General features: G+C 63.1%; 24 protein-coding genes and 1 tRNA gene. 9 read left to right on the top strand and 16 right to left on the bottom strand.

The genetic code is table 11. The annotated features are described in order from the left end of the window. Position 1: 1 nt before the first annotated feature. From flhA to fliF, 6 genes are all read right to left on the bottom strand, one after another. A complete protein-coding gene (gene flhA / locus ASD04_RS08350; RefSeq protein WP_056255277.1) occupies positions 2-2,137 on the bottom strand; it encodes a flagellar biosynthesis protein FlhA in 2,136 nt (711 codons plus the stop codon). A gap of 7 nt (positions 2,138-2,144) precedes the next feature. Further along, positions 2,145-3,512 carry a sigma-54 dependent transcriptional regulator gene (locus tag ASD04_RS08345; protein WP_056255275.1) on the bottom strand — a complete coding sequence of 456 codons (1,368 nt, stop codon included), beginning with the start codon at positions 3,510-3,512 and terminating at the stop codon, positions 2,145-2,147. 11 nt (positions 3,513-3,523) lie between these two features. Next, a complete protein-coding gene (gene fliN, locus ASD04_RS08340; protein WP_244488287.1) occupies positions 3,524-3,814 on the bottom strand; it encodes a flagellar motor switch protein FliN in 291 nt (96 codons plus the stop codon). Positions 3,815-3,876: 62 nt separating this feature from the next. After that, entirely contained in the window at positions 3,877-4,533 is a 657-nt protein-coding gene (locus ASD04_RS08335; protein WP_056255271.1) for a FliH/SctL family protein, read from the bottom strand. Between the two features lie 3 nt (positions 4,534-4,536). Further along, positions 4,537-5,625: a flagellar motor switch protein FliG gene (gene fliG, locus ASD04_RS08330; RefSeq protein ID WP_056255269.1), complete on the bottom strand. Its 1,089-nt coding sequence runs from the start codon at positions 5,623-5,625 to the stop codon at positions 4,537-4,539. Positions 5,626-5,630: 5 nt separating this feature from the next. Further along, positions 5,631-7,262 (bottom strand): flagellar basal-body MS-ring/collar protein FliF, encoded by a 1,632-nt coding sequence (fliF, locus tag ASD04_RS08325; RefSeq protein WP_056255265.1) that lies wholly within the window; start codon positions 7,260-7,262, stop codon positions 5,631-5,633. A gap of 157 nt (positions 7,263-7,419) precedes the next feature. Here fliF and ASD04_RS08320 point away from each other — a divergent pair, with 157 nt between their 5' ends. After that, complete coding sequence (locus tag ASD04_RS08320) at positions 7,420-8,037, top strand: glutathione S-transferase family protein (protein ID WP_056255262.1); 618 nt, start codon at positions 7,420-7,422, stop codon at positions 8,035-8,037. Positions 8,038-8,194: 157 nt separating this feature from the next. Here the strand turns inward: ASD04_RS08320 and ASD04_RS08315 are convergent, their stop codons facing one another. The 3 genes from ASD04_RS08315 to ASD04_RS08305 form a co-directional block, all read right to left on the bottom strand. After that, positions 8,195-8,473 (bottom strand): DUF1153 domain-containing protein, encoded by a 279-nt coding sequence (locus tag ASD04_RS08315; RefSeq protein ID WP_035102845.1) that lies wholly within the window; start codon positions 8,471-8,473, stop codon positions 8,195-8,197. Positions 8,474-8,641: 168 nt separating this feature from the next. Then, the gene (locus tag ASD04_RS08310; protein ID WP_056255259.1) at positions 8,642-9,352 is read right to left on the bottom strand and encodes a flagellar hook assembly protein FlgD; all 711 of its coding nucleotides are present in this window, start codon (positions 9,350-9,352) and stop codon (positions 8,642-8,644) included. Positions 9,353-9,364: 12 nt separating this feature from the next. Further along, positions 9,365-10,927: a flagellar hook-length control protein FliK gene (locus ASD04_RS08305; protein ID WP_056255256.1), complete on the bottom strand. Its 1,563-nt coding sequence runs from the start codon at positions 10,925-10,927 to the stop codon at positions 9,365-9,367. 253 nt (positions 10,928-11,180) lie between these two features. On the opposite strand from ASD04_RS08305, the gene mnmA reads away from it, so the two are divergent. Then, positions 11,181-12,332, top strand: coding sequence for a tRNA 2-thiouridine(34) synthase MnmA (gene mnmA / locus ASD04_RS08300; protein WP_056255255.1), 1,152 nt, complete (start codon positions 11,181-11,183; stop codon positions 12,330-12,332). 133 nt (positions 12,333-12,465) lie between these two features. Here the strand turns inward: mnmA and ASD04_RS19395 are convergent, their stop codons facing one another. Further along, positions 12,466-12,639: a hypothetical protein gene (locus ASD04_RS19395; protein WP_156461168.1), complete on the bottom strand. Its 174-nt coding sequence runs from the start codon at positions 12,637-12,639 to the stop codon at positions 12,466-12,468. Positions 12,640-12,789: 150 nt separating this feature from the next. On the opposite strand from ASD04_RS19395, the gene ASD04_RS08295 reads away from it, so the two are divergent. After that, the gene (locus ASD04_RS08295) at positions 12,790-13,302 is read left to right on the top strand and encodes an RNA polymerase sigma factor (protein ID WP_056255252.1); all 513 of its coding nucleotides are present in this window, start codon (positions 12,790-12,792) and stop codon (positions 13,300-13,302) included. Between the two features lie 203 nt (positions 13,303-13,505). After that, positions 13,506-15,422, top strand: coding sequence for a VWA domain-containing protein (locus ASD04_RS08290; protein WP_244488275.1), 1,917 nt, complete (start codon positions 13,506-13,508; stop codon positions 15,420-15,422). Between the two features lie 137 nt (positions 15,423-15,559). On the opposite strand, the gene ASD04_RS08285 is transcribed toward ASD04_RS08290, so the two are convergent. Further along, the gene (locus ASD04_RS08285) at positions 15,560-16,510 is read right to left on the bottom strand and encodes a ring-cleaving dioxygenase (RefSeq protein ID WP_056255250.1); all 951 of its coding nucleotides are present in this window, start codon (positions 16,508-16,510) and stop codon (positions 15,560-15,562) included. A gap of 207 nt (positions 16,511-16,717) precedes the next feature. Between ASD04_RS08285 and ASD04_RS08280 the strand changes: the two genes are divergently transcribed. Next, positions 16,718-16,794: transfer RNA gene (locus tag ASD04_RS08280), tRNA-Met, on the top strand. 101 nt (positions 16,795-16,895) lie between these two features. Here the strand turns inward: ASD04_RS08280 and ASD04_RS08275 are convergent. Both ASD04_RS08275 and ASD04_RS08270 read right to left on the bottom strand, forming a co-directional pair. Next, a complete protein-coding gene (locus ASD04_RS08275) occupies positions 16,896-17,861 on the bottom strand; it encodes a DUF4238 domain-containing protein (protein ID WP_056255247.1) in 966 nt (321 codons plus the stop codon). A 4-nt stretch (positions 17,862-17,865) separates the two neighbouring features. After that, positions 17,866-18,336, bottom strand: a complete 471-nt coding sequence (locus tag ASD04_RS08270; RefSeq protein ID WP_056255244.1) for a hypothetical protein — start codon at positions 18,334-18,336, stop codon at positions 17,866-17,868. 127 nt (positions 18,337-18,463) lie between these two features. Here ASD04_RS08270 and umuD point away from each other — a divergent pair, with 127 nt between their 5' ends. Then, the gene (gene umuD / locus ASD04_RS08265) at positions 18,464-18,919 is read left to right on the top strand and encodes a translesion error-prone DNA polymerase V autoproteolytic subunit (protein WP_244488274.1); all 456 of its coding nucleotides are present in this window, start codon (positions 18,464-18,466) and stop codon (positions 18,917-18,919) included. Then, on the top strand, positions 18,916-20,181 hold the full coding sequence (locus tag ASD04_RS08260) for a Y-family DNA polymerase (protein WP_056255239.1): 1,266 nt from the start codon (positions 18,916-18,918) through the stop codon (positions 20,179-20,181). The genes umuD and ASD04_RS08260 overlap by 4 nt, the downstream gene beginning before the upstream one ends. Here the strand turns inward: ASD04_RS08260 and ASD04_RS08255 are convergent. After that, positions 20,178-20,681 (bottom strand): hypothetical protein, encoded by a 504-nt coding sequence (locus ASD04_RS08255; protein ID WP_056255236.1) that lies wholly within the window; start codon positions 20,679-20,681, stop codon positions 20,178-20,180. The two genes, ASD04_RS08260 and ASD04_RS08255, sit on opposite strands and share 4 nt — an antisense overlap. Before the next feature lie 336 nt (positions 20,682-21,017). Between ASD04_RS08255 and ASD04_RS08250 the strand changes: the two genes are divergently transcribed. Then, positions 21,018-21,197, top strand: a complete 180-nt coding sequence (locus tag ASD04_RS08250) for a hypothetical protein (protein ID WP_056255233.1) — start codon at positions 21,018-21,020, stop codon at positions 21,195-21,197. Positions 21,198-21,289: 92 nt separating this feature from the next. Here the strand turns inward: ASD04_RS08250 and ASD04_RS08245 are convergent, their stop codons facing one another. Then, the gene (locus ASD04_RS08245) at positions 21,290-21,985 is read right to left on the bottom strand and encodes a hypothetical protein (protein WP_056255230.1); all 696 of its coding nucleotides are present in this window, start codon (positions 21,983-21,985) and stop codon (positions 21,290-21,292) included. Between the two features lie 474 nt (positions 21,986-22,459). Between ASD04_RS08245 and ASD04_RS08240 the strand changes: the two genes are divergently transcribed. Next, entirely contained in the window at positions 22,460-23,083 is a 624-nt protein-coding gene (locus tag ASD04_RS08240) for a hypothetical protein (RefSeq protein WP_156461167.1), read from the top strand. Here the strand turns inward: ASD04_RS08240 and ASD04_RS08235 are convergent. Beyond that, a complete protein-coding gene (locus ASD04_RS08235) occupies positions 23,080-23,265 on the bottom strand; it encodes a hypothetical protein (RefSeq protein WP_056255225.1) in 186 nt (61 codons plus the stop codon). The two genes, ASD04_RS08240 and ASD04_RS08235, sit on opposite strands and share 4 nt — an antisense overlap. Positions 23,266-23,316: the final 51 nt, after the last annotated feature.

Below are 23,316 nucleotides of genomic sequence, written 5' to 3'. Positions count from 1 at the left end.
ATCACACGCTGCCGACGGTCTTGAGGCGGATGCGGGGATGGACCTCGTTCTGACTCATGACTACGGTCTGCGGGCGGAAGCGCTCGATGATGGAGCGGACATGCGGGCGGATCGAGGGCGAGGTGATCAGCACCGGCAGCTCGCCCTGCTGGGCGGCGCGCTCATAGGCGGACTGGATGGCGCCGATGAATTGCTGGAGGCGGCTCGGGGCCATGGCCAGGTGGCGGTTATCGCCGTCGCCGACCATGGCCTCGGCGAAGTCGCGTTCCCATTGCGGGCCCAGGGTCAGCAGCGGCAGGTTGCCATCGGGCCCCAGATTGGCGGCGCAGAGCTGGCGGGCCAGGCGGCTGCGGACGTGTTCGGCAATGGTCTGCACCGAGCGGCCGGGGCCGGCGATTTCGGCGATGCCTTCGAGGATGGTCGAGAGGTCGCGGATCGAGATGCGCTCGTTGAGCAGGGTCTGCAGCACGCGCTGCACACCTGACACCGAGATGAGGCCGGGGACGATGTCTTCCACCAGCTTCTGCTGGTCCTTGGGCAGGCCCGAGAGCAGGGACTGGACGTTGGAATAGCTCAGCAGGTCCGCCACATTGGCCTTGAGCACTTCGGTCAGATGCGTCGAAATGACGGTCGACGGGTCGATGATGGAGAGGCCGCGCAGTTCGGCCTCGTCGCGCAAGGCTGGCTCAATCCAGGTCGCCGGCAGGCCGAAGGTGGGCTCGGTCGTATGGGTGCCGGGCAGGTCGATCTGGCTGCCATAGGGGTCCATGACCATGAGCTGGTTGGCATAAATCTCGCCCGTGCCGGCTTCGACCTCCTTGATGCGAACCTTGTAGACGTTGGGTTCAAGCTGCATGTTGTCCAGGATGCGCACCGGCGGCATGACGAAGCCGAGCTCGATGGCGAGCTGGCGGCGCAGGGCCTTGATCTGCTCGGTGAGGCGGTCGGAGCCGTTCTCGTCTTCCTTGACCAGGCTCAGCAGGCCATAGCCCAGTTCGAGCTTGAGCTCGTCGATCTTGAGGCTCTCGGTGATCGGCGCCTCGGCAGCGGCGGCGGCGCTTTGCTGGCCGGCCATGGCGTCCAGCGCCGTCCTGGTGGCGGCTTCTGCCTCTTTGACATCCTTGCTGCCCGCCGCCCGCCAGGCGACATAGCCCACGCCACCGGCAAGCGCCAGGAACGGCAATACCGGCATGCCGGGCAGGAAGGCGAGCAGGCCCATCACCGCGGACGACATGCCCAGGGCGCGGGGATAGCCGGTGAACTGGGCCGAGAGGGCCTTGTCGGCCGAGCCGGTGACGCCGGACTTGGAAACGAGAATACCGGCTGCGGTCGAGACGATCAGCGCCGGAATCTGGGAGACGAGGCCATCGCCGATGGTCAGCAGCGTATAGACATTGCCGGCTTCCTGGAAGGAAAGGCCCTCCTGCATCATGCCGATCAGCATGCCGGCGGAGACGTTGATAAAGGTGATGATGAGGCCGGCAATGGCGTCGCCGCGCACGAACTTGCTGGCGCCGTCCATGTTGCCGAAGAAGGCGCTTTCGCCTTCGAGATCGGCGCGGCGGCGCTTGGCGGTGTCTTCGTCGATGAGGCCGGCAGAGAGATCGGCGTCGATGGCCATCTGCTTGCCGGGCATGGCGTCGAGGCTGAAGCGGGCGGCCACTTCGGCGATACGGCCGGAACCCTTGGTGATGACGATGAAGTTGACGATGACCAGGATGATGAAGACCACGATGCCGATGACGAAATTGCCACGCGTGACGAAATTGCCGAAGGCCTCGATGACATGGCCGGCGGCGGCGGTGCCTTCGTGACCATCCGAGAGAATGAGGCGCGTGGTGGCCAGGTTGAGGCCCAGCCGCAGCATGGTCGCGATCAGCAGCACCGTGGGGAAGGACGAGAATTCGAGTGGCTTCTGGATGAACAGGGCCGTCATCAGGATCATCACCGAGAAGACGATCGAGATGGCCAGAAGGCCGTCCACCAGCAAAGCCGGCATCGGCACGATGAGGATGACGATGAGGCCCATGACGCCTGCGGCCAGGGCGATGTCACCCGAGCGCAGCAGGTCAACGACCGACGCGGCCGATGGGACCTTGAAGGCTGGGCGGTTACCGCTGGTCGGCAGGTCGGTCATCTAGGTCCTAGGCCACGGAGCGGCGTTCGCCTGGCTCAGGTACATGGGTACCTTCGTCGGCATACTGGTTGAGCTTGTTCCTCAGGGTCCTGATCGAAATGCCCAGGATATTGGCCGCATGAGTGCGGTTGCCGAGCGTGTGGTCGAGCGTATCGAGGATCAGGTCGCGTTCGACATCGGCCACGGTGCGGCCGACGAGGGCGGCGGACATGGTCTGCGCGGTCTGGGCGAGCTGGGCCGAGAGCGAGCTGGTTGCTGCGGCTTCGGCCAGGCCCATGCCGTCGGGCAGCACGATGGCGTCGGGGCCGATGATATCGCCGGAGGAGAGCAGCACGGCGCGGTGGAGGGTGTTTTCCAGTTCGCGGACGTTGCCGGGCCATGGCGCCTTGAGCAGAGCGGCGCGGGCGTCGGCTGACAGCTCGCGGGGCGGCAGGCCGTTGGCCTTGGCATATTTGGCGACGAAATGCTCGGAGAGCGCGGCGATATCGCCGGGCCGGTCGCGCAAAGCGGGGAGCTTGAGATTGACGACGTTGAGGCGGAACAGCAGGTCTTCGCGGAAGCTGCCTTCGCGCACGGCATCGGCCAGGTTGCGGTTGGAGGTGGCGAGGATCCGGATATCGACCGGCACCGGCTTACTGCCGCCGACGCGGTCGATCAGGCGTTCCTGGATGGCGCGCAGGAGCTTGGCCTGCAGGCGCACATCCATCTCGCTGATTTCGTCGAGCAGCAGCGTGCCGCCCGAGGCTTCCTCGAACTTGCCGATGCGGCGGGCGATGGCGCCGGTAAACGCACCTTTCTCGTGGCCGAATAGTTCGGATTCGAGCAGGGCCTCGGGAATGGCGGCGCAATTAACCGAGATGAAGGGCTTGTTGGCGCGCTTGGACCGGGCGTGGACGTATTTGGCGATGACTTCCTTGCCGGTGCCGCTTTCGCCGGTGATGAGGATGGAGGCGTCCGAGCCGGCGATCTGGTCGGCCATGCGGACGACGCGTTCCATGGCGGGGTCGCGGAACAGGAATTCGGAGCTGTCGCGGGCGACGGCGGCAATGACGGCGGCGATCAGCTCGGCATCGGGGGGCAGCGGGATATATTCCTTGGCCCCGGCGCGGATGGCGTTGACGGCAGCGGCGGCATTGGCCTCGACGCCGCAGGCGACCACCGGAATGGCGATACGCTCGGCTTCGAGCCCGGCGATCAGCCCGGCAATGTCCATGACCACGTCGACCAGCAGCAGGTCGGCGCCGCGACCGGCGCGCAGGGCGGCCAGCGCGATTTCGACGGAAGGGGCATGCGCCACCTTGGCGCCCCCGTTCATCGCCATCTTGGTGGCTTCGCTGAGCTGGCCCTCGAGGGCTCCGATGATGAGCAGACGCATCCTTGCCTCCCTTACTGTGGTTTGATGATTTCGGTCATGGTGACGCCGAGCTTGCTTTCCACCAGCACGATTTCGCCGCGGGCGACCAGACGCTCGTTGATGAAAATCTCGACAGCCTCGCCAACCTGCCGGTCGAGCTCGATGACGGTGCCGGTATCGAGGCGGAGAAGTTCGCTGACTGGCATCTTGGTGCGGCCGAGCACCACCGAGATGCGGACGGGAACGTCGAACACCGCTTCAAGATCGGCGGCGTTGCGCTCGACATGGGCTTCGGGACCATCCCCACGATCGGGCGCCAGCATTTCCTCGAAGGAGATACTGTCCTGGGTGGTGATGTCGTCGTCTTCGCCGGGTTCGGAAGCGCTCATTGGTCGCTCTCCTGTTGCTTGGCCTGGCCGCTGCGGGCGGCGAGATAGGCCGAAATCTTGAGATCAATATCCTTGGCGATGGCGCCGATATCGCGCACCAGCCCGCCATCGACCCATTCGAGTCGGCCGTCGCCGAGCCGCAAATCGGGGTCGCCCATCACCACCAGCCGGCCGGAAAAACCCGATGTCTGCATATGGGCGGTGGCAATGTCGCGGATGGCGTCAGCAATGCCGGGATGGCAGCGCACCACCAGGTGCGGCACGCCGTTGAGGCTCTGCATGCATTCGGCGATGAGCGCATCAAGCTCGACCGTGGGGTAGCGCGCCAATAGATGCAGCGCCAGCTTGCGGCCAATGCTGGCAGCCAGCTCGACCGCCTCGCGCTGCGCCCGGGTGGTGGCGTCATCGAGGGCGGCGGCCATTTCGGCGCTCTGGGTGGCGAGGGTGCCGGCAGCTGCGGCCAGCGTCTGGGCGGCGACAGAGGTGGCATTGCGCTCGCCGGCGGCCACGCCTTCGGCATAGGCCTGTTCCCGCGCCTGGGCGAGAAGTTCGGCGACCAGCCGCTCGGGCATGGTCGGCTCGGGCGGCACGGTGGGCGTGGTGCGCTTGCCGAGATCGAGGTCGAAGGTGAAGCGGGCGGGGGCCGGGGTCATGGGTTACGCCACCATCTGATCGTCGGCCTTGGACTTCATGATCAGGATTTCGCCCTTGGCGGCGAGATCCTTGGCGGTCGAGACCATGCGGCCCTGCGCCTCGTCGACGTCCTTGAGGCGCACCGGACCCATGACTTCCATGTCGTCCCTGAGCAGCTTGGCGGTGCGGCCCGACATGTTCTTGAAGAAGGTTTCCTTGACCTGCTCGTTGGCGCCCTTGAGCGCCATGGCCAGCTCCTTCTTGTCCATCTTGGCGAGCAGGGTCTGAATGGCCGAGGATTCGAGCTTGGCCAGGTCCTCGAAGGTGAACATGAGCGACTTGATGCGCTCGGCATCGTCGCGACTGTGTTCCTCAAGCGTGGTGATGAAGCGGGCTTCTGTCTGGCGGTCGAAGCTGTTGAAAATTTCGGCCATCTGCTCGTGGCTGTCGCGGCGCTTGGAGTGGTTCAGCGTCGACATGAATTCGGTGCGCAGGGTGGTCTCGATCTTTTCGAGGATTTCCTTCTGCACCGGGTCGAGCCCGAGCATGCGCTGCACCACATCCATGGCCAGTTCCTCGGGCAGCACGGCCAGAACCCTGGAGGCGTGATCGGTGGCGATCTTGGAGAGCACCACGGCAATGGTCTGGGGATATTCGTTCTTGAGATAGGCCGCGAGCACGTCGGCCTGCACGTTGGAGAGCTTCTCCCACATGTTGCGGCCGGCAGGACCACGGATTTCTTCCATGATGGCGTCGACCTTGTCGGCCGAAAGGAAGCTGAGCAGCAGGCGTTCGGTGGAGTCGGTGTTGCCCGACAGCGACCCGTTGGACGAGATGGTGGTGACGAATTCGATCATCAGATCGTCGAGCATTTCCTGGGTGATCGGCCCGAGCCGCACCATGGCGCGGCTGAGCTGTTTCACTTCGAGTTCGTCGAGTTCGTCGAAGATCGGCCGCCCATAATCGGGACCGAGTGCCAGCAGCAAAGCGGCGGCCTTTTCGTCGCCCTTGAGCACACGCTGGCTGGCGGCGTCGCCGACGACGAGCTGCTTGCCGGCGGCGACCGTGGTCGGCAGGTCGGGCGTATCGGAGGATTGGGAAACAAGGGCCATGGCGGTTACGCTGCGCTACCCAGCCAGTCGCGCACGATCAGCGCGGCCTGCTTGGGATTTTCTTCGACAAGGGTACCGACAGTCTTGAGGGTTTGAAGCTGGGTCTCGCCCATGGATTTGGCGCTGGCGACCCAGGCGGGCGTCTTGTCGCGCGGTTCTTCCTCCTCGTCGGCGATGATCTGTCCATCGGCGCTGAGTACGCCGTGGTGGCCAAGCTCGGCCCCGGACGGCAGAGCCAGTGCCTGGGTCTCGGGCGTCAGCACCTTCTTGAGCAACGGGCGCATGACGAAGAAGACCAGGGCCAGCGCGATGAGCAGGGTTACGGCCATTTCGGCACCGTTCATCAGGTCGTCGCGGGTGAAATCGAGCAGGCCGCCATTGCCGTCAGTGCCCGGCACGGCGAGTTCGGGCCGCTCGGCAAACTGCATGTTGACGACTTCAACGCTGTCGCCGCGCGTCTCCGAATAGCCGACGGCCGAACGCACCAGCGTCAGGAGCTGGGCGATCTCGCCAGCGCTGCGCGGCGCATAGACCGGGTCGCCATTGGGGTCGGCGGCATAGACCCCGTCGACCACGACGGCGACCGACAGGCGCTTGATGGCGCCAGCTTCGGTGACTGCGGTCTGGGTGGTCTTGGAAATCTCGTAATTGGTGACTTCCTCGCTGGACGTGCCCTGTTCGGTAGGTCCGGCGGCGCCGTTGTTCTGGCTGGCGCCGGGCAGCTCGTTGGCTACGGTCACCTGGCCATTGGCGCCGGCCGACAGGTTCTCGGTCTCGCGAATCTGGCTGGAGCGCACGACCTGGCTTTCGGGGTCGAAGGTTTCCTGGGTGGTGGTCGAGCGGTTGAAGTCGATCTCGGCGCTGACCTCGACGCGGGCCCGTCCGGCGCCGACCACATTGGCCAGCATGTCCTCGACGCGGGTGCGCAGGCGGTTTTCGAAGCTCAGGGTGCGCTCGGCGGCATCGCCGGCCAGTGCGCCCTCGGCGTCGTCGCCCGTGCCGGACGCCAGCAGATTGCCCTGGTCATCGACAATGGAGACGCGGGTGGGCGTCAGGCCTTCGATGGCCGAAGCCACCAGATGCTGGATGGCCCGGATTTCGCCACTGGCGAGTTCGCCGCGTACCGCCAGCACGATAGAGGCGGATGGATCGGTCCGTTCGCGCCGGAACAGTTCGCGCTCGGGCAGCACCAGATGGACACGCGCCGACTTGATGCGGGTCAGCGAGGCGATGGTGCGGGCAAGTTCGCCCTCGAGCGCACGCACATTGTTGAGATTCTGCACGAAGCTGGTGGCGCCCAGCGTCGACTGCTCGTCGAAAATTTCATAACCGACCTGGCCGCGCTGCGGCAGGCCGGAGCCGGCCAGCGTCATGCGGGTGGTGGTGATCTGGTCGCGCGGGATGAGAATGGTGTCGCCATCGCCGCGCAGTTCATAGGGAATGTTGAGCGTCTGCAGTTCGGTCACAATTGCCGAAGAGTCTTCGAGGCTGAGACCGGTATAGAGCGGCGACAGATTCGGGGCCTGCGCCCGCATGATGAGGAAGCCGAAGAAGCCGAGCATGAGCATGGCGACGACCGCCATTGCTGCCAGACGCGGCAGGCCTATGCGGTTGATCAACTGAGTAAAGCTATCCACGCCGGCACTCGAATGAGGGGTGACCATGCCGACGCAACGCGCGTGGAGGCCGCTGGGCAAAAATTACCTAGCGGATGGTAAAGATTGTCTTAACCGCTGGTCGCAGTTTGCAAATTCCGGCAGAAAGTGCCGGGCTGGGTAAAGGAAGGATGAATCGATGCTGAAGGTGTTGGGGCGGGTGACCTCGATCAATGTGCGCAAGGTGCTGTGGGCGCTCGATGAACTGGGCCTCGGCTATGAGCGCGAGGATTGGGGCCTGCCGTTGCGCGATCCCGACGTGCCCGAATTCATTGCCCTCAACCCCAACAAGCAGGTGCCGGTGCTGATCGAGGGCGACTTCGTGCTGTGGGAAAGCAACGCCATCCTGGTCTACCTGGCTGAGCGCGAAGGCGGGCTGTTGCCCGACCAACTCGAATTGCGGGCACTGGCGCTGCAATGGCTGGGCTGGCAGGCAAGCGAACTCAATCCGCCCTGGGGCTATGCCGTCAATGCGCTGATCCGCAAGACGCCGGGCTATGACGATGCGGACCGGGTGGCGGATTCGATGAGCCGGTGGACGGCCAAGATGGACATCCTCGAAGCGGCGCTGGTGGGCGCCAGCACGGGCTATATCGGGGCGGGCTTTTCCATCGCCGATATCGCGCTGGGCCTGTCGGTGCATCGATGGATGGCGATCCCGTTGGAGAAGAAGGAATTGCCGGCGGTGGCGGAGTATTATGAGCGGCTGATGAGCCGCGAGGCGGGCGCCCGGTGGATGGCGCCGGAGACGCCGTAGGCCTGTTCCCTTCTCCCCAGGGTAGAAACACAAAGCCCGCCGAGTTTCCCCGGCGGGCTTTGAAACTGTACTGAGCGGCTACCGGCCTTTCGCAAGGCTCAAGGCGTTCGACGCTCAAATCGCTCCACTGGAGCGATTTGTCCCTGCGGGCCGCGTCTCACCCTTCGCGGTAGTGCTGGATCCAGGTGGTCCGCAGACCGGCAAGGCCATGCTTGTCGATGGCGGCCTGCCAGTTGAGGAATTCATCGACGCTCAACGTATAGCGGTCGCACGCCTCTTCGAGGCTGAGCAGCCCGCCGCGCACGGCAGCGACGACTTCGGCTTTGCGGCGGATGACCCACCTCCGCGTATTGGCGGGGGGAAGGTCTGCAATCGTGAGCGGACTTCCGTCCGGCCCGATAACGTACTTAACGCGAGGTCGCATCTGTACGGTCATTTTACTCTCTACTCAACCTGACCATATGAGGAAGAGAGTAGGCCAACGGCCTTAAAATTCGACTAAGGGGAAACTTACAACAGGTTAAGAATGGTCCCGGATTTCAAGGCATTGATTCAGGCGCCCGAGTGCGAAGCACCACCTCTCCCTCGAGGGAGGTAAGGAAGGTCAGACGTCGGTTTCTTCTTCGGGATCGGGATCGGTATCTGGTGCCGTCACATCGGGGATGCGGACGTCGGTTACGTCGGTGATGGCGACGCGGCGCGAGCCCACGGTCAGGACCGGAACATCGCTAGTGAAATCGACGGCGGTGACCAGACCGATGGAGGCGGTGCTGATCTTGACGTCCTTGCCATTGGCATCCTTGCCCTGGATATCGACGGTATAGATGCCATTCGGCTTCAGGTTGCCGTCACTGCCCATGCCATCCCAGCGGAAGGTGCCGGGGCCGGCTTTCAGCGGGCCTGTTTCCGTATAGACCACCTGTCCGTTGGCATCCTTGATGGTGACGGTGGCATTGGCGGCGTTGGCGTTGGCGCTGTAGGCCCAGAATACGGCGCTGTCGTCAGTGAGTTCACCCGTCTTGCCGGAAGAAGTCACTTCCTTGCCGATATAGGAGACGGCGTCCGACTTGGCGGTGTTCTGGCTGGACAGCATCAGCGTTTCGAGGAACTCATTGGTCTTGAGCTGCTGCTCGACGCCGCTGAACTGGACCAGTTGCTGGGTAAACTGATTGGTGTCCAGCGGGTCCAGGGGATTCTGGTTCTTGAGCTGAGTGGTGAGGATGTTGAGGAACGTGTCGAAATTGTCCGCGATGGTTGCCCGCGAATTGGCCACCTGGCTGGTGTTCGAGTTTCCCGAAACGCTGTCGACGGCCATGACACCTACTCCTTACGCAATGATGTTGACACCGCTGGCACTGAGGCTGCCGCGGTAGAGGTTGACTGTTGGGGGTGGCGTGTCGTCGGCCTCGCCGGAGACATCATCGGCAAAAATCGGATTTCGCCCATCGCTGCCACCCTGGCTCTGCTGCCCGCCACTGAACGGGCTCTGCTTGAGCGAGAATTCGAGATTGGTCTTGGCGCCGTCAAGGCCGGCCTGCTGCAAGGCGCGTTCCAGTCCGCGCTGGTCGCGCTGCATGAGATCGAGCGTCTCGGATTTTTCGACCGTCAGCCGGGCGTTGACCTGGCCGGACTTGTCGATATCGAGCTTGACGTCGATGCGGCCCAGTTCCGGCGGATCGAGGCGGATCTGGAAGCGGGTATTGCCGTCATTGACCTGGCGGACCATCTCGAACGCGAGCTGGGGCAGGTTGAGCTGCTGCTGGCTGGTCTGGTAGCCGGCCTGCACCACGCGCGGCGCGGCGACGATATCGACGCGAGCCGCCTGGATGGGTTGTACCGGGCTCTGTGGTTCTGGCTGCTTGTCGATAGCCGCGGCGAGCGGAGCAGGGCGGTGTTCGACCGGCTTCTTGTCGTTGGGCGCGGTGTCGCCGCCACGATCGGTGGTGTCGTCGCCGGTATCGGTCGCGACCTGTACCGGGGGCGGGGCATCTGGCGTTTCCGTGGTTTCCACGGCGTCACCGGCCGGGGCAGTGGCTTCGGCATTGGCCTTGCCGGTCAGAGCCGGCTCGGTGAGCTTGAGCTGGGGTGTGGCCAAGGCGGGCGCGGCGCTGGCATCGACGGTGACGGTAGATTTGAGCAGGCGCGCCAGGGCAGCATCGAGGTCGGTATCTGCCTGGACCGCCAGTTCGAGCTGGGCCAGTTGATCGGGCTCGACCTCGCCATTGTTGAGCGCAGCGAGCAGGGCGGCGAGCTTGTCGCCGATCGATTTGACCAGGGTGGAGAGTTCCGCACCTGCATCGCCCTTGGGCGCCGCCGAGCCGCTGAACAGGGTCTCGGCCATCGGGCCGAAGGCCGCCGTGAGGCGAGCGGCGAAGCTGGTATCGTCGGGCCGGATGTCGGTGACCAGCGCGGTGAGATCGTCGAGCGAGGGCAGGGCATCGAGATCGATATCCAGCGTCGCGGCCAGGTCGGTCAGCGCGGCCTCGAGATGCTTCAACGTCTCGGGATCGAGCGGTTCGCCGGCATCGAGCCCGGCCTTGAGGTCGGCCAGCGTATCGGCAATGTAGGTGAGGGCCGGAACGGCTTCCATCGCGTCCTGGATCGGCACGATGGCATCGATCGCGGCGGCAATGGCCTCGGGATCGTCGTTTTCCTGGGTCTCGCCCTCGCCGAAGCCGAGCGACAGATTGACGAGGTTACCGAGATTGAGATCGAGGCTGGCCGTGGACGACCGGGCGGTATCACCGGTCGCCGGGGGCGTGGCGGTGCCGAGCAGCGCCGAGAAGACGTCGAGCGGGCCGCCCTCGGCTTCGGCGCCGGAGGACGCATTGAGGCCCTTGCTGGTGCTGGTGCCGGCAGTGGTGGTGGTAACGGTCAGATGTGATGCCACGAAAGCGGCCCCGTAAACGAATGAGACTAATCCGAGCAGGACAATGCAAGCGCGGTGCCAAGTTGGATTTTGCTTTTGAAACAAGTGGTTGGGCTGGTGGCCTGCCGGATGGGTCTGTTATCGGCGGGCAAGAAATACTGCCAGAGCGGCATTTCTTGCCGGGTGCGGGCCTGTTGCGGGTCTGTCGCGAAAGGCGTAATGAGCCTCACGAAATTCGTCCGCTGGCCCTTGAACCCAACCGGATACTGGAAAGATGTTGAACTCGCTTGATATTGCCAAGCGTCCCGAAGACACGCGCGTTGTCGTTGCGATGTCGGGGGGCGTGGATTCCTCGGTCGTTGCGGGCCTGCTGGCTCGCCAGGGCTATGACGTCGTCGGCGTCACTCTCCAGCTTTACGATCATGGCGAAGCCACCCATCGCAAGGGCGCCTGTTGCGCCGGGCAGGATATCCACGATGCGCGCCGCGTGGCGGCGACTTTGGGCATTCCCCACTATGTGCTGGACTACGAGGAGCGCTTCAAGAAGAGCGTGATCGCGCCTTTCGCCAATGCCTATCAGCAGGGCGAGACGCCGGTGCCGTGCATCGCCTGCAACCAGTCGGTCAAGTTCGTCGACCTGATGGAAGTGGCGCGTGACCTTGGTGCCGATGTGCTGGCGACGGGGCATTACGTTCAGTCGCGGCTGGGCGGGGACGGACGGCGACAGCTGTTCCGGCCGGTCGATGCCGAGCGCGACCAGACCTATTTCCTGTTCGCCACCACGCAGGCCCAGCTCGATTTCCTGCGCTTCCCGCTGGGCGGCATGGGCAAGGCCGAGGTGCGCGAGCTGGCCCGTGATATGGGGCTGGAAATCGCCGAAAAGCACGACAGCCAGGACATCTGCTTCGTGCCGCAGGGCAAATATGCCGACATCATCCGCAAGATGCACCCCGAAGCGGTGGCACAGGGCGAGATCGTCCATCTCGACGGTCGCGTGCTGGGCACGCATGAGGGGATCGTCAATTACACCGTCGGCCAGCGCAAGGGGCTGGGCGTGGCCGCGGGCGAGCCGCTCTATGTGATCAAGCTTGAGCACAGGACCGGGCGGGTGATCGTGGGGCCGCGCGAAGCGCTGAGGACGCATACGGTGCGGCTGCGTGACGTGAACTGGCTGGGGGCCAAGCCGCTGGCGGAACTGAGCGTCGGCAATGGTGCCCCGGTTGAGGTCAAGGTCCGCTCCACGCGCGGGCCGCAGCCGGCGGTGATCCAGATGCAGGGCGACAGCGTGTTCGTAACGCTGGTGTCGGGCGAGTATGGCATTTCGCCGGGCCAGGCCTGCGTGTTCTATGCCGACGATACGGCGACGTCGGAAGTTTGGGGCGGCGGGTTTATTGCCGAAGCGGTGCCACAGGTGTTTGCGGCTTAGATCGTGCCACGCCTCGTGGTTCGAGGCTCGCGAACAGCTCGCGCCTCACCATGAGGCTACTCTTGGTGCGGTCTTTCAGTAGCCTCATGGTGAGGCGGGAGCGTAGCGACCCTCGAACCATGCGGGCGTGGCACTATTGCGCAGGCGCTGCCTGTGTCGCCGCTGTGCTGGCTTCCTTGAGTTCCTGATACGACGACAGCCCGCCCATGGCAGTCGAAATGGCGATCAGTACCAGCAGCGCGCCGAGGATCAGCAGGACGATGCGGCTGGGAGTCAGCGCGAAAGGGCTCAGCTTGGGTTCGTCCATCGGATCAGCCTTCAAATAAATCTGCGTACATGGCCCAAGGATTGGGTATCGGGCGCCGTCTTACCATTACAATACTACCAAAGGTAGGCGTGGGTGCATGCTTCGGTGATGGGACTGACTGCCGCAGTACCGATCGACTCCAGGCAAGCGATGACGCGGGCGTTGGTGGTGCGCGCGCAGCATGGCGATGCCGAGGCTTTCGCCGAGCTGATCGAGGATCACTATGATCTCATTCATCGCACGGCGTGGAAATGGTGCGGCAACCGGGCCGATGCCGAGGACATTGCCCAGGATGTGTGCGTGAAGCTGGGCGGCGCCATTGCCAGCTTCGATGGCCGCAGCGTCTTTTCGAGCTGGGTCTATCGGATCACGCTCAATGCGGTGCGCGACATGCAGCGGGCCGGCAAAAGACGCGGCAAATATGCCGATGCCTATGCCGAGGTGACGCCGGAGGACCAGCCGGCCGAGCAGGAGGCGGCAATGACCAGCCGCCAACTCTGGGCAGCGGTCAGGGCATTGCCGGAAAAGCAGCGCGACGCAGTGCTGCTGGTCCATGCGGAGGAATTGAGCCATGCGGCGGCGGCCGAGATCATGGGCATCAAGGAGGCTACGGTCTCCTTTCATGTCCACGAGGCACGCAAGACCCTGAGGGGGCTGCTATGAGCGGTGACGACATGCATGACGATCCACTGAACAGGCTGAAGGGTGCTACGCCCGATCCGCGCGCGGACGCGAAAAGGCGCGCCCTGGCGGCAGGCATGGCCGCGTTTGAAGCGAGCCAGAAAAAATCTTCATCGGCGGCCCAAGGAAACGATTGGGGCCAGCGTCTCACGTCCATCATCAATTCCTGGAAAGGGAAATCGATCATGGACATGCGTCTCCCCATCGGCACCGCCGTCATTGCGCTTTTGGTCCTGCCGCTCGGCTACCAGCTCTATTCGACGACCTCGATGACGCCGACCGATGTCGCCGTGCAGCAGCCGGTGCAGTTCGAGCCGCCGGCCACCGAAGTCGCGGCCAGCGAGGAGCGGGCCCAATCCACGGTTGCCAATACCACGCCTGCGACTGTCCCCAAGACCGTCGCGGCAGGCCGCGACCAGGATCTTGCCGCCGCGCCGCCCGAACCGGCGCCGATGGACGACGCCATGATGGATACCGAAATGGCACGCGAGGCTGCCCCGGTAGTGGGTGGCAATAGTGGTATCGTCGCGCCGCAACAGGCGCAGTCGATGGCACCGGCCGGTGCGCTGGCGGAAAGCGAGGCGTTCTATATGCCGTCGCCGGCACCAGTGCCCTCGGTCATGTTGCAGCCGACCGCGCCCAGTGGCGACACCTTCACCAGCTTCGATGAACAGCGGCTCAAGGCGGTGGCGGACGAGCCGGTTTCGACCTTCTCGATCGATGTCGATACCGCCAGCTATTCCTATGTGCGGCGCCAGCTGGAGGATGGCTATGTGCCCGAGCCCGATGCGGTGCGCATCGAGGAACTGATCAACTATTTCCCCTATGACTACCCGGCCGCCCAAAGCGCCGCAGTGCCGTTCAAACCCACCATGGCAGTCTATCCGACGCCGTGGAATCCGAAGACGCAACTGCTGCAGATCGGCATCAAGGGCTATGTGCCTGATGCCGGCGAGGACAAGCCGAGCAATCTGGTGTTCCTGATCGACACGTCGGGATCGATGGATGAGCCGGACAAGCTGCCGCTGCTCAAGCGCGCCTTTGGCCTGCTGGTCGACCAGCTTTCGGCCAATGATACGGTGTCCATCGTGGTCTATGCCGGCTCGGCCGGCGTGGTGCTGGAGCCGACCATGGCGACCGAGAAGGCCAGGATCCTCGGCGCGCTTGACCAGCTTGCCGCCGGCGGCAGCACGGCGGGCGCCGCCGGGATCGAGCTGGCCTATCGGCTGGCGGAACAGGCCAGGGTCGAGGGCGGCACGAACCGCGTGATCCTGGCCACCGATGGCGATTTCAACGTCGGCATCGACGATCCTGACGATCTCGAGAGCTTCATCGAGGCCAAGCGCGACAGCGGCACCACCCTGTCGGTGCTGGGCTTCGGACGCGGCAACCTCGATGACGCGACGATGCAGGCGCTGGCCCAGCACGGCAACGGCAATGCCAGTTATATTTCGAGCTTCCGCGAGGCGCAGAAGGTCCTCGTGGAGGAAATAGGCGGCACGCTCGACATGATTGCGAAGGACGTGAAAATCCAGATCGAGTTCAATCCGGCGGTGATCAGCGAATATCGTCTCATCGGCTACAAAACCCGCGCGCTCAACCGCGAGGATTTCAACAATGACGCGGTGGATGCCGGCGATATCGGCGCGGGCCACACGGTGACGGCGATCTACGAAATCACCCCCGTCGGTTCGGGCGCCGAGATGATCGAACCGCTGCGCTACGGGCTGGAAAGCGCGACCGGGAGCGGCGACGAAATCGCCTTCCTGCGCATGCGCTACAAGCTACCGGAAAGCGATGTCAGCCAGCTGATCGAGCAGAAGGTGACGCCAGATCTGGTCTATGGCGATATCGGCGAAGTCAGCGACGACATGCGCTTCGCCGCAGCCGTGGCCGCCTTCGGCCAGAAGCTCAAGGGGAGCAATTATGGCTCCGCAATGGGTTGGGACGATATCGAGGCGCTGGCGCGCTCGGGCAAGGGCAGCGATGAGAGCGGGTATCGGAGCGAGTTCATCCAACTGGTGGATGCGGCAAGTTTGCTGAAGCCGGATACGGGCACGGACCCGTGTGGCGTGAGTGCCAGCGGGGAGGGGTGCGAGTAGGGCACTTCTTGCCTCTCCCTTTGGGGGAGAGGTCGGCGCGTAGGGCCGGGTGAGGGGGCCCTCCCTTCACCCGGCCAAAGGCCCCCTCAACCGACCCGAAGGCGGGGTCGACCTCTCCCCGAGGGAGAGGTGAAGAACTAAACCAGCGGCTTCAGGCCCGCTTCGATACTGGCGCGGCGGCCTTCCAGAAAGGGCGGCAAAGCCAGGCTTTCGCCCAGGGTTTCCATCGGCTCGTCGGCCGCAAATCCCGGAACGTCGGTGGCGATTTCGAACAGGATGCCGTTGGGCTCGCGGAAGTAGAGCGAGGTGAAATAGAAGCGCTCAACCTCCCCGCTATTGCGCAGGCCGGCGCGACCGACCCGGTCGATCCACTGGCGCAGGCCATCCTGGTCGGGGGTGCGGAAGGCGACATGGTGCACGCCGCCGGCACCCGGACGGGCCGGGGGCAACGCGGGGTCGACCGCCACATGCAGTTCGGCGCCGGGGCCGCCGGGGCCCATTTCATAGACATGGGTCTCGGGCGTATGGCTGGTCATGGCATATTCGCGCACCTTGCGCATGTTCATGACGTCGAGCAGCACCTTCTCGGTGCGGTCGAGCCGCGGCACCGAAAGGGTGATGGGTCCCAGGCCGATGATCTGCCGCTCGGCCGGGACGGGGGATTTGGCCCAGGGCACGACCTTATTGGCGGCGTCGATCACCATGCGGAAGCGCTGGCCTTCGAAATCCTCGAAATCGAGCGATAGCTGGCCGTTGCGCTCCTTGATGGCTGATGTGCCGACATTGTGGCTCTGCAGGTGGTTCTTCCACCAGTTGAGGCTCTCCTCACTATCGACGCGCAACCCGGTGCGGCCCACCGTGTGGTTGCCGCGCTGCTCGCGGGCGGCGGGGAAATCGAAGAAGGTCAGGTCCGCGCCGGGCGAGGCCACGCCGTCACCGTAGAACAGGTGATAGGCTGTGGTGTCGTCCTGGTTGACGGTCTTCTTGATCAGCCGCATGCCCAGCGTCTTTGTATAGAAGGCCAGGTTTTGCTTCGCCTCGGCGGTTACCGCCGTGAGGTGATGGATGCCGCCGAGTTCGAGTGTCATGTCATGTCTCCTGCAAGGCGCGGGTATCGCGCTGTTGACTGAGATGTAGTGGAGTGTGGTCGGGTTGAGGAGGAGGACGATGCCGACAGACTGGTGTCGATTTTTGAACGGTGCCTGTCTGTGAAACGGCAGTGCTGGCGACTTGACAGGGGGACGTGCTAAACCTAGTTAGTGCGCGTCGCTCGGGGAAACCCGCGCTGCCCTTGGGGCGGAGTAGCTCAGTTGGTTAGAGCAGCGGAATCATAATCCGTGTGTCCCCAGTTCAAATCTGGGCTTCGCTACCAAATTTAACGCCGGAAACCCTAGGGTCTCCGGCGTTTCGCTTTTCAGGGCCCCGTCGCATTAGGACGGGATTAGGACGGCGACACGCGATTGCTCGCGTTGGTTAACCCTGTTTCTTCGGCAGGAGCTGGTCGGCCATCTCTTCGTACTTGTCGGCGATGGACGCCATCAAGCGAGGCTGCTTCTTGGTCGCGAAGTGCTTCTGGACGAAGTCGAGTTGCCGGTCATCCTCGCCGTAGACGTATTTCACGGCGTAGTCTGTGATCTGTCGGTTGACCTCCCGGACCATTTGGCCCGGCGCGATGCTCCTCATCAGCCTCAAGGCCGCCTGGTCCTTGGCAGCAATGAATAGCTTGTGCGGCCCGATCGGCATGGCGAGGTGGCCGTTCTGGGCGTGGAAGCCATTGGTGCGGATGATCGGGCGGTCAGAAGTCAGCAAGGGATACTCGCCCCTCGGCGTGTCGAAGATGTGCCAGATCATCTGGTTCATCTTCAGGCCGATGTTCTCGTTGTCGATCATCCCCGCGAGCGCGCGCATGGCCGAACGGTTGTGGTCGTCGTCCGGGAACGAGAGCATGAACTCCTTATATGTCGGGGGATCGTTCGGTCCCTTGAGTTCCTGGTACCGGGCTTCCCATTCGCCATTGTTGTCGGTGAGCATCAGGCGGCGCCACCCGACCTTGAAGATCTCGACGTCCTCTGGCGCGCGGACGAGCACCGAGTGTAGGAAACGCGACCAGGCGGATCGCCGGCGCCGGTCCCAGACGGCACGATTCCCTTCAGTCTCCATCAGCAGCAAGGCATCAGCCGCGGCGCCGTCGACCGGACTGAAAAACTTGCTCTCGACCTGCTGGGCCAACTCCCCGTCCAGGCCCTCGAGCTCGTAGAGCCGTTCCACGAACCCCGTGGCCTCGGGATGCCGGCGGTTGGCGACGACCGTCTTGTGCGGCCTGCTGTATTGGCACAGCCGCTTGTCCGCGCCGGTCGCCCAGCGCGCTAGATAGAAGGCCGGGATGTAGTGGTGCTTCTTGGGCGGATTGGGAGGCGGCCCGTTCGTGTTGCGGTCCATGCGGTCATGCAGCCTTCCGGAAGCCGGACAGCACCCACCCGATGGCCCAGCCCAAGAGTAGGAGCACCAACGGCGGGATGAACACCGCTGACAGGGCAGTGGGGATCGCCGCGCTGCGCTTCGCCGTCGTCTCGCGCTGGTAGTAATCGTCGACGAGCACGCGCGCCTCCGCGAGCCGGGCCGTCAGCTGATCTGCCGGCAGCGTCTTGGCGGTGAACAGCGTCACGTCCGGGCGCACCGGGTTCTCCACGGCAATGCCAGATTTCACCGCGTCGTCGAGGGCTTCGTGCTGGTCGCTGAATTCGAAGAATATCTCGGCTGGTTTTGTCGGATCGTTAGGCGCCGTCACGACGATGTCCCGGACGTAGGGAGCCATCACAGTACCCCAACCGATCATGCCGGCGCCGACGACCCAGAGGATTGCCAACAACATCCAGGCGCGGAAGAACCCGCGTCCCCATGCGATCTTCGCCATCGTCTTTCCTCTTATCCCCAGGCGCAAGGTAACGAGATTCAGGCGCCGCCGCTATCGTGCCTTCCGTTCGCTGTTTGTTCATGCCTATATCGCAGCCTTGGTGCCGTCGTCGCCGGGGAGTCGAAGCATGCGGATCAGTCGTGTTGTCATGGCGCCGGGAGGTATGCCGGTCCCGCTGTCGACCCTCATCCACCTCGAGATCCCGCTCGTCGGCCAGTCCGTCCACGCGGGGTTCCCGAGCCCAGCGGACGACTTCATCGAGGAGATGATCGACCTCAACCAAGTGCTGGTCCAGAATCCGACCGCGACCTTCCTGTGGCGCGTCGTCGGCGATTGCATGATCGACGTGAAGATTTTCCCGGGCGACGTGGTCGTGGTCGACCGCAGCCTCCAGCCCAAGCACCGCTCCATTGTCCTGGCGATCATCGACGGCGAACCGACATTGAAGCGCCTGAACCGCCGCGGCGGGGTGATGGTCCTCCACAACGAGAACGCCAAGTTGCCGGCCCATACGATCGCCGATGGCATGGAGGTCAGCATCTGGGGCGTCGTCACCGCGACCATCCGCGACCTCAAGAAATGAGCGCGCTGGCCCTGATCGACGGCAACAGCTTTTATTGTTCCTGCGAGCGGGTCTTCGACGCCAAGCTCGAGCGGCGACCGGTCATCGTCCTATCTAATAACGATGGGTGCGCGGTCGCCCGAACCGCGGAGGCGAAAGCCCTCGGGATCAAGATGGGCCAGCCGATGTTCCAGATCCGCGACCTGTGCCGGGACAGCAAGGTGGCCGTGTTCTCATCGAACTACGCCCTGTATGGCGACATGAGCCGGCGGATGAACGCGATCTATGACACGTTCTCCCCGGACGTGGAGATCTACTCGATCGACGAGAGCTTCATCGACGTCAGCCGGCTGCCGGTGAAAGACCGGACTGCCTGGGCCAGCGACCTGCGCTCGACGACGCGGCAGTGGACCGGCATCCCCACATGCGTCGGCATCGGTCCGACGAAGACCCTGGCCAAGCTGGCCAACAAGGCCGCCAAGAAGCTGCCCGGAGGGGTCCTGGACCTCTCCGATCCGGCGGAGCAAACCCACGTCATGGCCGACTTCCCTGTCGGGGACGTCTGGGGCATCGGGCGGGCAAGCCAACTCAAACTCGCGGCATTGAACATCCGGTTCGCCGGCCAGCTCCGGGACATGGACCCCAAGCTTGCCAGGCAGATCATGACCGTCGTCGGCGAGCGGATCATCCACGAACTCAATGGACGACCCTGTATCGCCCTGGAGACCGTGGCGCCGCAGAGAAAGGGATGCGCAGTGACCAGGTCGTTCGGCAGCCGCGTGACGACAAAGGTCGAAATGGAACAGGCCGTTGCCGACTATGCGACCCGCCTGGGAGAGAAGCTCCGCCGGCACGGGCTGGCCACGGATCACGTGACCGTCTTCATGCACACCAGCCAGTTCAACGACGACGAGCCGCAGCGCAACGTCTCTATGACCGTCGACATCCCCGAGGCGACCAACGACACCCTGACCCTGATCAAGGCGGCCAGGCGCGCCGTCGACGCCTTGTGGAAGTCGGGTTACCGGTACAGTAAGGCTGGCATCATCACCCAGGACCTGATGCCGCCGCCGATCCCGCAACGGGCGTTGTTCGACAACTTGGACCACGATCGGGCGTCGAAGGTAATGGCGGCGATGGACGAGGCGAATCGGCGTTGGGGCCGGGCTACGGTCGTACCAGCGGCGGTGGGCATCGCGGCGAGAAGCGCGTTCACGACGAAGTTTGAGATGCGATCGCCGCGGTTTACCACCCGATGGGACGAGTTGCCCGAGTGCCGCTAGAGATAACGGTCCTTGATAGCTTTCTGGTCGACCTTGCAGAGATGCACGATCTTCCGGCACATTTCCGCGAGCTTCAGGATGTCGTCATAGGGCAACTCCAGGACCCGGAATTGGATGATGTCCGAGTGGATCTCGGAGGCCCACGGTTTGACCGGGTAACTGACCGAATCCGTGTGGGCGTAAAGCTGGTTGCGTTGCGTGACGATCCGTTCGTGCAAGGCCTTCTCCGTTTCGTCGAAGGCATCCACGTAGGCGGGAGGCAGTTTCGGCCAGCCGAAACTCGTCGAAAAGGCGCGGACGTAGGACACGATCATGCTGGTGACGAATGCGGACTGTTGCAGGTAGATCGAGCCGCGACTCCAGGGTTTCGCCTTCCAGCCCTTCTTCATGATGAAAGCGCCGTATGCCATCGAGTCGTGCAGGTCACGTGCCGCGGCGTCTAGCTTCTCATAGAGCCGCAGGTCCTCGTCGTTGAAAGTCAGAGGATAACTTTCGCTCATGCCTGGCGCCTATTCATGACCGATCCCCGTTTGAAGTTTGCCCTACGCCGAGTCCCACAGCTGACTGCTCTCGATGTCGGGTACCCGTATTCCCTAACGTATTCGTTCGCGAGCGGAACGGCGATATCCATCGTGTGCGGCCCATCCCACACCGCCGGCAGCTCCTGCCCAGCGCGACAGGATGATGTTGGCCCGAAGCGGTGAGGGCGAAATGCGGTGAGGGCGAAATGATGATTCCGAACATTACCCCGTCCGACTTGGTCGAGGAGTCTGTCCGCATCTTGCAACGCGGCCTTCCTGGCAGCGACCTGGACGACAGGGGGTCGTGATCGAATTATGGGCCTGCTCGATACTCCCGACGCGCGGGCAATCTATCGTCCGGACGTAACTGAGTTCGAGAGCGTCGAAGCCGCGAACGAAGATGTGGCCAAAGCTCCTGACGTCCGCTTCTACCGGGTCGCGATGGCAACAGCGGAGTGGCCCGAATGGGGTGGTGAGCGGAACGGCGGCTTTTGAGTGGTGTACGTTCAAAGCAGACGGCTATACCCGCTGTGTATTGCCCACGCTAAAGCCGCGCGATCATTTGATCAGACCAAGCAGGTGCCGACCTAGGGGAGAGGATAGAGTCTGGTTATCGACATCCACTGGCGGCTGATTTGCTTGCCTGCCGACATACCTACGTCATTCAGCTTCAGGTACTCTTGGCCGTCTCGTCCTGTCCCAAACACCATGGTGCCAGTGACCTTGAGGGACCTGCACGCGATTTCCGTCCGTTCAAGTGGTATGTTGACCATATATGCAATATCGGGGACGGTCTGTGCTCGTTCCGCGACATTAGCCCAGACGCAGCTTAGGACACGAGCGGCATCCATTCCGCCAGGAATTTGCCGAAACTCAATCCAATCGCTAAACGCGGCATCGCGTTGGGCTTCCACTGCGCTTCGAGGGCTGCCGTCGCGGTCAGTCTCAGCCAAGACAGGTTCGACCAGCATCTTCTCCTTCGCTATCTTCATGGCCTCAATATCCATCATGAGGTCATCTTGGCTCACTTTGTTGATCGCTTTTGTAATCTCATCCAAATCACCGAATTTCTGCTTCAAGACGTTCAGCCCTTGAACGACTTGGGGACGGATTTCATCGGCCAACATCCTTGGGGTTAAGGCGCTGTCCTCAAATGATTTCCATGTCATCCAGGAAACACCCATCTCCAACAGCGCCGTGTCGAAAAGATCGCGCTTAATGCCCACTTGATCGGCAACTGCGTTGGCGAGTTTCTTACCCTTCGTGAAAAGTCCGAAGACCATGCGCCTCCCCTGTGATTGACCACATCAACTGCGCAACCGTGAGGTAACATAGCGGCGTTTCATCATCGTGCCTATGTACTCAGCTCATTCAAATGACGGCTGCTTTTAGGAGCAGCTAATATAGCTCGTTACGACCTAGATGGGGTCGAAAGCCGACCGTCTCAGCGTCTTGCATCCACGCGCGGTAGACCATCTCTCACCTCGATCCAGATCCGACCGACATATTTCGACAGCCTGAGCTGGAGCTGATGGTTATGCATCGGCCCGGAGACCGCACCATTTCTGGCAGGTCGTCGGCACCGCTGGCAAGGCAGCGCAAGGATATAGGGTTACCCGACCGAATTTTCGGAGTGCCCGTTTCGCTGGGGTTACACCGTGTCATGATGGAATACTACTATTTCATAGTGTCATTTTGTTCCCGGTGTTACATGGGCGAAACGTGGCCTATGAGAACATCCGTTCAGGGAGGCTGCGATGACAGACGATAAGCCACAGCGGAAAATGCGGGTGCTGATCGAGCGGGAAATAGTGGACAACATCCACAACGACCTGTCGAACACCGCGCACTACTTCAAGAAGCGGGTGCTCGAGCGTCTGGCAAACGATGACCGAGACGGCATCTTCCTGGAGATGATGGCCACGCTGACGATGACGGCCTTCGCGTTCGAGGCGAACCTCAACTTCCTCGGGATGACGAAGAATGTGCCGAAGTGGCGGGGAAAGAACCTCGACGACAAGCTTACGACGCTGCTCGAGCTATTCGGTCTGACGCCGAACATGGAGGCGCGGCCCTATTCAACCGTGGGCCCGCTGAAGAAACTGCGGAACACGTTGGCGCACGGCAAGCCCCGGACCTACGCCGACAACGAGATCTTCGTTGGCACCTATGACGAGGCATACAAGCTTCAGCGCAAGGAGACCGAATGGGAAGCGATGGTCAATCCTGAGTTCATGACGATGGCCTACGACGACACCGACCAGATATGGCATGAACTCCTGGCGGCGGCGCAGATCGAAGTCTGGGAGACAATCAGCGGCCAGGGCATGCACGGGTTGACGCTGATCGACGGCGACATCGACCCAGACGACGAAGTCTAGGCAGCCTCCTCCAGCCAGCCGCCATCGTCGACCACGATTTCACTCGGATGGTACTTCGGATCGAAGATCAGCCAGATCGGCGGCGACACGAATCCCGGTCCCCGGAGCGTCGGCGAGATTTTGCGGTAGACCCGTTCATAGGTCACCTGGCTCATCCCCAGGAATGCAGCGGCGTCTGTCATGCTGGCGCCTCGCTGCGATACCGGACGGCTCCACGGCAGCAAGTGGAGGGT

Origin of the sequence: Devosia sp. Root436 (genome assembly GCF_001426345.1) — a bacterium.
Lineage (GTDB): Bacteria > Pseudomonadota > Alphaproteobacteria > Rhizobiales > Devosiaceae > Devosia.
This window is presented reverse-complemented; position numbering and strand designations above follow the sequence as displayed.

Coding starts and splice junctions, on each gene's coding strand:
- flhA (WP_056255277.1), bottom strand. CDS start 2,137: ATGACCGACCTGCCGACCAGCGGTAACCGCCCAGCCTTCAAGGTCCCA.
- ASD04_RS08345 (WP_056255275.1), bottom strand. CDS start 3,512: ATGCGTCTGCTCATCATCGGAGCCCTCGAGGGCCAGCTCAGCGAAGCC.
- fliN (WP_244488287.1), bottom strand. CDS start 3,814: ATGCTGGCGCCCGATCGTGGGGATGGTCCCGAAGCCCATGTCGAGCGC.
- ASD04_RS08335 (WP_056255271.1), bottom strand. CDS start 4,533: ATGACCCCGGCCCCCGCCCGCTTCACCTTCGACCTCGATCTCGGCAAG.
- fliG (WP_056255269.1), bottom strand. CDS start 5,625: ATGGCCCTTGTTTCCCAATCCTCCGATACGCCCGACCTGCCGACCACG.
- ASD04_RS08320 (WP_056255262.1), top strand. CDS start 7,420: ATGCTGAAGGTGTTGGGGCGGGTGACCTCGATCAATGTGCGCAAGGTG.
- ASD04_RS08315 (WP_035102845.1), bottom strand. CDS start 8,473: ATGACCGTACAGATGCGACCTCGCGTTAAGTACGTTATCGGGCCGGAC.
- ASD04_RS08310 (WP_056255259.1), bottom strand. CDS start 9,352: ATGGCCGTCGACAGCGTTTCGGGAAACTCGAACACCAGCCAGGTGGCC.
- mnmA (WP_056255255.1), top strand. CDS start 11,181: ATGTTGAACTCGCTTGATATTGCCAAGCGTCCCGAAGACACGCGCGTT.
- ASD04_RS19395 (WP_156461168.1), bottom strand. CDS start 12,639: ATGGACGAACCCAAGCTGAGCCCTTTCGCGCTGACTCCCAGCCGCATC.
- ASD04_RS08295 (WP_056255252.1), top strand. CDS start 12,790: ATGACGCGGGCGTTGGTGGTGCGCGCGCAGCATGGCGATGCCGAGGCT.
- ASD04_RS08290 (WP_244488275.1), top strand. CDS start 13,506: ATGGACATGCGTCTCCCCATCGGCACCGCCGTCATTGCGCTTTTGGTC.
- ASD04_RS08285 (WP_056255250.1), bottom strand. CDS start 16,510: ATGACACTCGAACTCGGCGGCATCCATCACCTCACGGCGGTAACCGCC.
- ASD04_RS08275 (WP_056255247.1), bottom strand. CDS start 17,861: ATGGACCGCAACACGAACGGGCCGCCTCCCAATCCGCCCAAGAAGCAC.
- ASD04_RS08270 (WP_056255244.1), bottom strand. CDS start 18,336: ATGGCGAAGATCGCATGGGGACGCGGGTTCTTCCGCGCCTGGATGTTG.
- umuD (WP_244488274.1), top strand. CDS start 18,464: ATGCGGATCAGTCGTGTTGTCATGGCGCCGGGAGGTATGCCGGTCCCG.
- ASD04_RS08260 (WP_056255239.1), top strand. CDS start 18,916: ATGAGCGCGCTGGCCCTGATCGACGGCAACAGCTTTTATTGTTCCTGC.
- ASD04_RS08255 (WP_056255236.1), bottom strand. CDS start 20,681: ATGAGCGAAAGTTATCCTCTGACTTTCAACGACGAGGACCTGCGGCTC.
- ASD04_RS08250 (WP_056255233.1), top strand. CDS start 21,018: ATGGGCCTGCTCGATACTCCCGACGCGCGGGCAATCTATCGTCCGGAC.
- ASD04_RS08245 (WP_056255230.1), bottom strand. CDS start 21,985: ATGGTCTTCGGACTTTTCACGAAGGGTAAGAAACTCGCCAACGCAGTT.
- ASD04_RS08240 (WP_156461167.1), top strand. CDS start 22,460: ATGACAGACGATAAGCCACAGCGGAAAATGCGGGTGCTGATCGAGCGG.
- ASD04_RS08235 (WP_056255225.1), bottom strand. CDS start 23,265: ATGACAGACGCCGCTGCATTCCTGGGGATGAGCCAGGTGACCTATGAA.